Source organism: Micromonospora sp. NPDC049799, assembly GCF_040656655.1.
Taxonomy (GTDB): Bacteria; Actinomycetota; Actinomycetes; order Mycobacteriales; family Micromonosporaceae; genus Micromonospora.
The window spans coordinates 1-9973 of the sequence record NZ_JBFAMU010000164.1 but is presented as its reverse complement, the minus strand read 5'-3'; the positions used below and the strand labels follow the sequence as shown (position 1 = coordinate 9973).

At 73.8% G+C, this 9973-nt stretch carries 8 protein-coding genes; 6 read left to right on the top strand and 2 right to left on the bottom strand.

Features of this window, described 5'->3' with window-relative positions; translation table 11 throughout:
- Positions 1-193: 193 nt before the first annotated feature.
- On the top strand, positions 194-1342 hold the full coding sequence (locus AB0I76_RS14840) for an MBL fold metallo-hydrolase (protein WP_357034719.1): 1149 nt from the start codon (positions 194-196) through the stop codon (positions 1340-1342).
- Positions 1343-1346: 4 nt separating this feature from the next.
- Here the strand turns inward: AB0I76_RS14840 and dgt are convergent, their stop codons facing one another.
- Entirely contained in the window at positions 1347-2858 is a 1512-nt protein-coding gene (gene dgt, locus AB0I76_RS14835) for a dGTP triphosphohydrolase (RefSeq protein WP_357034717.1), read from the bottom strand.
- Between the two features lie 62 nt (positions 2859-2920).
- Here dgt and AB0I76_RS14830 point away from each other — a divergent pair, with 62 nt between their 5' ends.
- Complete coding sequence (locus tag AB0I76_RS14830) at positions 2921-5368, top strand: Tex family protein (protein WP_357034715.1); 2448 nt, start codon at positions 2921-2923, stop codon at positions 5366-5368.
- 344 nt (positions 5369-5712) lie between these two features.
- Positions 5713-6141 (top strand): hypothetical protein, encoded by a 429-nt coding sequence (locus tag AB0I76_RS14825; RefSeq protein ID WP_357034713.1) that lies wholly within the window; start codon positions 5713-5715, stop codon positions 6139-6141.
- A gap of 6 nt (positions 6142-6147) precedes the next feature.
- Here AB0I76_RS14825 and AB0I76_RS14820 read toward each other — a convergent pair whose 3' ends face one another.
- Positions 6148-7089, bottom strand: a complete 942-nt coding sequence (locus AB0I76_RS14820; RefSeq protein ID WP_357034711.1) for a DUF389 domain-containing protein — start codon at positions 7087-7089, stop codon at positions 6148-6150.
- Positions 7090-7318: 229 nt separating this feature from the next.
- Between AB0I76_RS14820 and AB0I76_RS14815 the strand changes: the two genes are divergently transcribed.
- The 3 genes from AB0I76_RS14815 (at position 7319) to AB0I76_RS14805 (ending at position 9889) form a co-directional block, all read left to right on the top strand.
- A complete protein-coding gene (locus tag AB0I76_RS14815; RefSeq protein ID WP_357034709.1) occupies positions 7319-7996 on the top strand; it encodes a sugar transferase in 678 nt (225 codons plus the stop codon).
- A gap of 103 nt (positions 7997-8099) precedes the next feature.
- On the top strand, positions 8100-9248 hold the full coding sequence (locus AB0I76_RS14810; protein ID WP_357034707.1) for an aminotransferase class I/II-fold pyridoxal phosphate-dependent enzyme: 1149 nt from the start codon (positions 8100-8102) through the stop codon (positions 9246-9248).
- Positions 9245-9889 carry an acetyltransferase gene (locus tag AB0I76_RS14805; protein ID WP_357034705.1) on the top strand — a complete coding sequence of 215 codons (645 nt, stop codon included), beginning with the start codon at positions 9245-9247 and terminating at the stop codon, positions 9887-9889. The genes AB0I76_RS14810 and AB0I76_RS14805 overlap by 4 nt, the downstream gene beginning before the upstream one ends.
- Positions 9890-9973: the final 84 nt, after the last annotated feature.

Here is a 9973-nt window from a genome sequence, read left to right as displayed (position 1 = left end):
GGCCGCCGCCTCCTCGCGGCGGTCGACCGCCTCCCTGGCGTGGGCGCCACCCACCGCGCGGCCCCGCACCGCCCCAGCAACGGCGGCTGAGGGTGTAAGGAAGGGGCCCTTCCTAACGCCTGCGGTAGAGCAGGGGCCCCTTCTTAACACCGGGAGCTACCGTGTACGTCGGGACTCGGGCGGAAGGACGGCGATGACGGCACCGGAGAGCGGAGACCTGGAGCGATCGCTCGGGCGGCGGATGAGCGGGGCGGCCGGCCTTGCCGCGCTCGCCGGCCTTGCCTGGGTGGCCCGCGACGTGCCGCTGGCCCTCGGCGGCCGGCTGGTCGGGGCCCGGGCCGAGCGGGCCGCCCGTTCGCCGCAGTTCCGCGACGGCACCTTCCGCAACCCCGCGAGCAGCCGACCGATGGCCGGTACACCGGACCGGAGCCTGATCCGGGAGCTGATCTTCGGTAAGCAGAAGCGCCGGCCGAGCAGCGCCGTGCCGCTGCTGCGTCCGGCCGAGCGGCACCTCGACGGCGACGACGCGCACACCGAACTCGGCATCGTCTGGTACGGGCACGCGTCCGTGCTGGTCGAGATCGAGGGCCGCCGGGTGCTGCTCGACCCGGTGTGGAGCGAGCGGTGCTCCCCCTCCGCGACGGTCGGGCCGAAGCGGCTGCACGAACCCCCGGTACGCCTGGACGAGCTGCCCCGGCTCGACGCGATCCTGATCTCCCACGACCACTACGACCACCTCGACCTGGCCACCGTGCGGGAGCTGACCGCCCGTCAGTCCGCGCCGTTCGTGGTGCCGCTCGGTGTGGGCGCGCACCTCGACCGGTGGGGCGTACCGGCCGACCGGATCATCGAGCTGGACTGGTCGGAGAGCCACGACGTCGGCGGCATCGAGTTGATCGCCACGCCCGCCCAGCACTTCTCCGGCCGGGGCCTGCGCCGTGACGGCACGCTCTGGAGCTCCTGGGTGATCGCCGGCGCGCACCGGAAGGTCTTCTACACCGGCGACTCCGGCTACTTCCCGGGGTACGCGCAGATCGGCGCCGAGCACGGCCCGTTCGACGTGACGCTCATGCAGATCGGCGCGTACGACCGGGCGTGGCCGAGCATCCACATGTTCCCCGAGGAGGCCGTCTCCGCCCACCTCGACCTGCGCGGCGGACTGATGATCCCGGTGCACTGGGCGACGTTCAACCTCGCCCTGCACGACTGGTCCGACCCGGTGAACCGGATCTGGGCCGAGGCCAAGAACCGGGACGTCCGGCTCGCGGTGCCCCGCCCCGGCGAGCGGGTGGTGGTGGACGATCCGCCGGCCGTGGACGGCTGGTGGCAGGCCGTCGCCTGAGCCCCTACAGGACGAAGGCGTCGGTCCAGAGGGCGCCGGAGCGGCCGGACAGCGCGTCCAGCATCGCCACCGCCTGACCGTCGGTGAGCTGCGCGACGAAGTCGACGATCGCCCGGCCGCGGGCCTTGCCGATCCGGTCCGGCGTACGCGGGTGCAGCTCCGCCTCGGCCAGCTCGACGAGGTCGTGCAGCCGCCGGGGCAGCCGGGACTCCTCGGCCGGGTCGAGCAGCCACTCCCACAGCGCCTCGACCAGGGTGCCCAGCAGTTGCGCCTGACCGCGCTGGTGCAGGGCCAGATCCGGGCGGGCCAGCACGAACCGGTGGTGCACGAACTTGAGCACCTGCACCTCGTGCCACTGGGCCGGGGCGAGCAGCACGTGCCCCGACCGCACCGAGGGGTTCTCGACCACGGTGATCGCGTCGACGAACCGCGTGGTCCAGCGGGCGGAGAAGCGGGCCACGTACTGCTCGGCCTCGATCGAGCCGTCGAACGGCATCGCGAGCAGCCCCTCCACCAGCTCCTCGCGGACGTGCTCGACGGCGGCGGCGAACGCGTCGTCGTCGGCGATCCACCCGTCCTTGCGGTGCAGCTGCCGACGCAGCCGCTCGATCGCCGCGCCGGGCCGGCGGGCCGCCCCGGCCAGCGCCGGTCCGGTGATCGCCCGGAAGTGGCCGCTCTCCCGCTGCCAGGCGGTCAGTTCGGCGGCCACCGCCCCCTGCTGGAGCACACCGACCCGGTAGAAGTCCTCCACGTCGTGGATGGCGTACGCGACGTCGTCGGCGGTGTCCATCACCGACGCCTCGACGGTCTGCTGCCAGTCGGCGATCCGCCCGACGAACGGCTCGCGGGCCTGGCGCAGGTCGTCGACCTCGGTGCGGTACGCCCCGAACTTCAGCGACCCGCTGTCCGGGTCGTCGGGCGGCGGGGTGGCCCCGCGCGGCGCCGGGTCCAGCAGGCGGGGGTGCGGGTCCGGGTGGTCCAGTCGGGTCCACGGGTACTTCAGCAGGGCGGCCCGGACCGCCGCGGTGAGGTCCAGGCCGGTGGTCGCGGCGCCGCGGATCTCCGTGGAGGTGACGATCCGGTACGACTGGGCGTTGCCCTCGAAGCCGTCGGTGAGCCCGAGCCGGTGCCGGGCCAGCCGGTCCAGCACCCGCTCCCCGAGGTGCCCGAAGGGCGGGTGGCCGAGGTCGTGGGCGAGCGCGGCGGCCTCCACCACGTCCGGGTCGCAGCCGCCGAGCTTCTCCAGCAGGTCGCGGTGCGCCGCGTCGGCGGTGAGCCGCTCGGCGATCGCCCGGGCCACCTGGGCGACCTTCAGGCTGTGGGTGAGCCGGTTGTGCACCAGCAGGCCCGAGCCGCCGGGGCTGACGACCTGGGTGACGCCGTTCAGCCGGGCGAAGAAGGGCGAGGCGACGATCCGGTCCCGGTCGGCCCGGAACGGGCTTGCGGCCAGGTCACCGAGGGTTCGGGCACTGCCGCCGAACAGCCGCCGCGCCCGGGGCTCCGCAGGTGGTTCCATGATCGCCACGCTAGCGCGGCAGAATGCAGGGCGGAAACCACTCCCGAAGGCGGATCGAGATCGTGACCCTCTCTGTTCATCAGCGGATCGCCGAGGAGCTCGGCGTCGCCGAGCGCCAGGTACGCGCGGCCGTGGAGCTGCTCGACGGCGGCGCCACGGTGCCGTTCATCGCCCGCTACCGCAAGGAGGCCACCGGCCTGCTCGACGACAGCCAGCTACGAACGCTGGAGGAGCGGCTGCGCTACCTGCGCGAGCTGGACGAACGGCGAACGGCGGTGCTGGAGTCGATCCGCGGCCAGGGCAAGCTCGACGAGGCCCTGGAAGCGCAGATCATGGCGGCCGACTCGAAGTCCCGCCTGGAGGACATCTACCTGCCATACAAGCCGAAGCGGCGGACCCGGGCGCAGATCGCCCGCGAGGCGGGACTGGAGCCGCTGGCCGAGTCGCTGCTGGCCGACCCGTCGCAGGACCCGAGGACCGTCGCCGCCGGCTTCGTCGACGCGGAGAAGGGCGTCGCGGACGCCGCGGCCGCGCTGGAGGGCGCCCGCGCCATCCTCATCGAGCGCTTCGCCGAGGACGCCGACCTCATCGGCACCCTGCGCGAGCAGATGTGGTCGCGGGGCCGGCTGGTCTCCCGCGTACGCGAGGGGCAGGAGACGGCCGGCGCCAAGTTCGCCGACTACTTCGACTTCGCCGAGCCGTACCCGAAGCTGCCGTCGCACCGGATCCTCGCCATGTTCCGGGGCGAGAAGGAGGGCGTGCTCGATCTGACCATGGACCCGGAGTCCGACGGTGACTCCGACGCGGCGGTGACCGGCCCGACGCGCTACGAGGCGGCCATCGCCGGCCGCTTCGGCGTCCGCGACGCCGGCCGCCCCGGCGACCGGTGGCTCGCCGACACGGTGCGTTGGGCCTGGCGTACGCGGATCCTCATCCACCTCGGCGCGGACCTGCGGATGCGGCTGTGGCAGGCCGCCGAGGAGGAGGCCGTCCGGGTCTTCGCCACCAACCTGCGGGACCTGCTGCTCGCCGCGCCGGCCGGCGCCCGGCCGACGATGGGGCTGGACCCGGGCCTGCGAACCGGCGTGAAGGTGGCGGTGGTGGACGGCACCGGCAAGGTGGTCGCCACCGACACCATCTACCCGCACGAGCCGCGCCGGCAGTGGGACGCCTCCATCGACACCCTGGCGAAACTGGCCGCCGCGCACGGCGTCGAGCTGGTGGCGATCGGCAACGGCACCGCCAGCCGGGAGACCGACAAGCTGGCCGGTGAGCTGATCAAGCGGCATCCGGAGCTGCCGCTGACCAAGGTGGTGGTGTCCGAGGCGGGTGCGTCGGTCTACTCCGCGTCCGCGTACGCCTCCCAGGAGCTCCCGGGCCTGGACGTGTCGCTGCGCGGCGCGGTGTCCATCGCCCGCCGCCTGCAGGACCCGCTCGCGGAGCTGGTGAAGATCGACCCGCGTTCGATCGGCGTCGGGCAGTACCAGCACGACCTGTCCGAGGTGAAGCTGTCGCGCTCGCTGGACGCGGTCGTCGAGGACTGCGTGAACGCGGTCGGCGTGGACGTGAACACCGCCTCCGCACCGCTGCTCACCCGCGTCTCCGGCATCGGCGCCGGCCTGGCCGAGAACATCGTGCTGCACCGGGACGCCAACGGGCCGTTCCGCACCCGCGGGGAGTTGAAGAAGGTCGCCCGGCTCGGCCCGAAGGCGTTCGAGCAGTGCGCGGGCTTCCTGCGCATCCCCGGCGGCGACGACCCGCTGGACTCCTCCAGCGTGCACCCCGAGGCGTACCCGGTGGTGCGGCGCATCCTCGCCGGCACCGGCCACGACCTGCGCGGGTTGATCGGGAAGTCGGCGATCCTGCGGGGCCTGCGCGCCACCGACTTCGTCGACGAGCGGTTCGGCCTGCCCACCGTCACCGACATCCTCGCCGAGCTGGAGAAGCCGGGCCGGGACCCGCGCCCGGAGTTCCGTACCGCGACCTTCGTCGAGGGCGTCGAAAAGATCGGCGACCTCACTCCCGGGATGATCCTGGAGGGCGTCGTCACCAACGTCGCGGCGTTCGGCGCGTTCGTCGACGTCGGGGTGCACCAGGACGGCCTGGTGCATGTCTCGGCCATGTCCCGGACGTTCGTCAAGGACCCCCGCGAGGTGGTCAAGTCCGGCGACGTGGTGCGGGTGAAGGTGCTCGACGTCGACGTACCCCGAAAGCGCATCTCGCTGACGCTCCGTCTGGAGGACGACGCGGACGCCGGGCGCGGCGGGGCGCAGGGCGGCGGACGCGAGCGCGGGCCCGGCGGTCGGGGTCCGGACGCCGGCGGTCGGGGCGGATCCGGGGCGTCCGGACGCACATCCGGCTCCCCTGCCGGCCGCAGCGGTGGGCAGCGCCAACGGCAGGGCCGCAGTGGTGGCAGTGGTGGCAGTGGTGGCAGTGGTGGCAGTGGTGGCGCACCGGCACCGGTCAACGACGCCATGGCCGAGGCACTGCGGCGCGCTGGCCTCGCCTGACGACACGCCGCCACGCGAGCGCGGCGTGGGTGAGGTGGGGTGGTTCGACCGTGTCGAGCTGCCCCACCGGGTGGGGCACGGCTGCGGCCCCGACATCGCCCGCGGCCCCGCACCGCCCGGGCGAGGTGTCTGTCGTACCTGCGTCCGGATTGTCCGACCACCGGGCGCGCGGCACGGCACGGCATGGCGCCGGCGCCGGTCTCACCGATGGGGCAGCTCGACAGCGGCGCGGTAACGGACGCCGCTCCCGGTCCACGGCGCCGTACCGGGCGAGCGAACCCAGCGGTACCGGCGGCCGGGACGGGCGGTGGACCCAGGAAGACGGTGGTCGTACCGTCGAGGTCGTGGCATCCGAGGACGGCCTGGAGTGGCGGGAGTGGCGGCGACGGGCGGTGTCGGCGCACGCCGCGGCCGACGAGCGGCGGCGGGCGGCGGAGCAGGCCGAGGCGGCGAAGCTGGTGGCCCGGTTCGTCGCCGAGGCGGTCCGGCGTGGGCTGCCAACCACCCGGCTCACCGCGCGGTCGTACGACGGGCAAAGCCGGTACCGGACCGCGCTGCGCGGGTGGTACGTGGACCGGGCGCGCAGCCGTGCCGTGGACACCGACGGCCGGTTCCATCTGCTGACCGTGCCCGGTGGTCTGCGAGCCCGGCTGTTCGGGGCCGACCCGCAGCCCAGCCCACCGCCACTGGTCGTCGGCGCGGGAGGACGCGACGGCGAGTCGATCCCGTTGGAGGTCCTGCTCGCCCGGCGGCTCGATGGCGGCGGTTCCTGACGCCGGTCAGCGCGCGGAGGAGTCCCGTCGGGCCACGTACGCCCACCAACCGCCCTGCACCGCGAGCGTGAGCAGCCCGGCCAGCACGATCGCGCAGATGTTGATCACGAGTTGCAGGGCCGAGCCGGCCGCCTCGTGCCACACCCCGTACGCGACGGCGACCGCGACGTTCGCGGCGGCCGGCACGGTGGTCACCGAGATCAGCACGCCGACCAGCGAACCGGACTTCTTCGCGGTCAGGGACAGCATGCCGGCCACGCCGGCGAGCAGGCCGACCACCCAGGACAGGGCGTCGGGGTGCCAGATGAAGCTGGTCAGCGGGCGCTCGGCCTCCAACATCTCACGACTGACCAGGTCGGCGGCGGTGAGCGCCCAGGTGCTCAGCACGGTCGCCAGCATGGCGACGACGAAGCCCACCAGCAGCGCCTGCACGGAGCGGACGATCGTCCGGGGCTTGCGTCGCAGCAGCGCCACACAGAGCGCCGCGAGGGGCCCGAACTCGGGGCCGACGACCATCGCGCCGACGATGAGGATCGGCTGGTCCAGCAGGACGCCGATGCCGGCGATCATCGTGGCGACGGTGATCAGCACCAGGTAGGTGCCGGACAGCACCGTCTGCTCACCGGTCTTGGCGGCGATCTCGTCCCAGACCACCGCGTCCTCGCCGTGCCCCGGCGCGTCGTGGGCGGCCTTCCGGGCGGACGCCGAGAGGGTCAGCTCGACGTCGTCCGCGGAGATTCCGCCGCGCGCCTCGACCCCGAGGTCCTGGAGCTGACCCAGCAGCCGGTCGGCGCTCTCCCGGACCACGTCGCACAGGATCAGGTCGCCCCTGGGCTGGCGGGCCGCGCCGGGCACGACCACCAGGTGGGCCACTCCCGGGTCGTCGGCGAGCAGGTCGGCCACCGCGTCCGAGCGGTCGGGCGGCGCGATGATCCGCAGGTGCAGCAACGTCGTCCCCGTCGTGAGCGCCGGTAGAGCCGCCGAGCACTCTACTGCCGCCCGAGCAGGGCCGCCGGGACAGCGTGCGGCGGCGACGCGCCCGGTCGCGTGTCCCCGGGGCGGCGTAGGCGGTTAAGACCCTGGACTGCCCAGTTGTCACGATTCCCCAGACGTGAGCGGTTCGTGCCGGTTACAACACTCCTGTCGGTTCTTGTTTCGCTCTTGTGGAGGTCGAGCTGTGTCGCTGCCCGGTCATGTGGCCGCACCCCACCGAGATCGGCACACCCGGCAGGACCGGGTCAAGCGTGCTGTCGACGTGGTCGGCGCGGCGGCACTGCTGCTGGCCGCGCTGCCGGTCCTCGTGGTGGTGGCGGTCCTCGTCGCCGCCGGGCTCGGCCGGCCCGTGCTGTTCCGTCAGTGCCGGGCCGGGCAGTACGGCCGCCCGTTCGAGCTGGTCAAGTTCCGCACCATGCACGCGCCGGACCCGCGCCGGGGACGCGCCTCCGACGGTGACCGGCTGACGCCGCTGGGCCGGTGGTTGCGCGCCACCAGCCTCGACGAGCTGCCGACGCTCTGGAACGTGCTGCGAGGCGACATGAGCCTGGTGGGCCCCCGGCCGCTGCTCAGCCACTACCTCGACCGCTACTCCCCCACCCAGGCGCGCCGGCACGAGGTGCGTCCCGGCGTGACCGGGCTGGCTCAGGTGCGTGGGCGCAACGCGCTGAGCTGGGAGGAGAAGTTCGAGCACGACGTCTGGTACGTCGACAACCGGAGCCTCCGGCTGGACGTCCGGATCCTGGTGGAGACCGCACGCACGGTGGTGCGCCGGGACGGCATCAGCGCCACCGGAGTGGCGACCGCGCCCGAGTTTCTGGGCAACGCCGGCTGGTCCCCGCGTGACCGGACACCGGTATGACGGCGGACCCGGGACGCCAAGAACGTCTCTCACCATTTTTGTTCACCGCGCGGCGTAACCGGCCGCGCCTGCGGGGCGAGCACCGCCTCCCGGAAGGGGACCGATGAACCGGACCGTCCACCTGTCACCGCCCGACGTCGGGCCACTCGAGGAGTCGTACCTGCTGGCCGCGCTCCGCTCCGGCTGGGTGGCGCCGGTCGGTCCGGACCTGGAGGCCTTCGAGCGCGAGGTGGCGGCACGGGTCGGCACGCGGGGCGCGGTCGCCGTCAGCTCCGGCACCGCCGCACTGCACCTGGCGCTGCTCGGGGTAGGGGTCGGGCCGGGCCAGGTCGTCCTGGTCCCCACCCTCACCTTCGTCGCCACGGCCAACGCGGTCGCCTACACCGGTGCCCGGCCGGTCTTCGTCGACTGCGAGCCCCGGGACGGCAACGTCGACGTGGCGCTCGTCGCCGAAGCGCTGCACCGGCTGCGCGCGGAGAACGAGCGGGTCGGCGCGGTGGTGCCGGTGGACATGTTCGGCGCCTGCGTCGACTACACGACGCTGTTGCCGGTCTGCGCGGAGGCGGGCGTACCCGTGGTGGAGGACGCCGCCGAGGCGCTCGGCGCCACCCACCAGGGACGGCCGGCCGGATCTTTCGGCCGGGTGGGCGCGTTGTCGTTCAACGGGAACAAGATCATAACGACCTCCGGCGGGGGGATGCTGGTCTCCGACGACACCGCGCTGCTCGCCCACGCCCGTCACCTCGCCACCCAGGCTCGCGAGCCGGTGCCGCACTACGAGCACCGGGAGACCGGCTACAACTACCGGCTCAGCAACCTGCTCGCCGCGCTCGGCCGGGCCCAGCTCGTCCGGCTGGACGGGATGATCGCCCGGCGGCGCGTCCTGCGCGACCGGTACGCCAAGCTCTTCGCCCCGGTGCCCGGAGTCCGGCTGCTCGGCGACGGGGAGGGCACCGGAAACTGTTGGCTGACCAGCATCGTCGTCGACCCGGCGCAGGCCGGCTGGCGGGCCGCCGACCTCGGTGCCCACCTGGCCGGACACGGCATCGAGACCCGTCCGGTGTGGAAGCCGATGCACCTGCAACCCGTGTTCGCCGGCGCCCGCGCTTTCCTCACCGGTGCCGCCGAGCGGCTCTTCGCCGACGGGCTCACCCTGCCCAGCGGGTCCGCCCTCGACGACACGCAGGTCGACCGTGTGCTCGCCACCGTCGAGGAGTTCACCACCGCCCGGGCGGGAGCGACCGCGGCATGACCACGAACCTGGTGATCGTCGGCTGCGGCGGTCACGGCCGCGAGGTGCTGGGCATCGTCCGAGCCGTCAACGACGCCGCCCACACGCCGGTCTGGCGTCCGCTCGGCTTCGTCGACGATCGCCCCTCGGAGATCAACCTCAAGCGTGTGCAGCGACTGGACGTGCCGTACCTCGGCGGGCTGGACCGGCTGCGCGACCTGCCGCCGGACACCCACCTGGTGATCGGCATCGGCGCCCCGCGGGTCCGTCGCGCGGTGGGCGGCCGGCTCGCCGCCCCCGGGCTGCCCGCCGCGAGCGTCGTCCACCCGGACGCCACGGTCGGCCCGGACCTCAGGTACGGCGCGGGCCTGGTGGTCTTCGCCGGCGCCCGGGTCACCACCAACGTGACGCTCGGCCGGCACGTCCACCTCAACCAGAACGCGACCGTCGGCCACGACAGCCGACTCGACGACTACGTCTCGGTCAACCCACTGGCCGCCGTGTCCGGTGACTGCCACCTCGCCGAGGGCGTGCTGGTGGGCACGACCGCCGCCGTCCTGCAGGGACTGCGGGTCGGCGCGGGCAGCGTGGTCGGCGCCGGCGCCTGCGTGGTCCGGGACGTCCCCGCCGACGTCGTGGTCAAGGGAGTGCCGGCGCGATGAGCAACGGAACGACACTCACCCGGCCGCCCGCCGGAGCCGACTCGCGGTCGTACGCGGCGGCGCCCCCCGGCCACGGGCGGCACG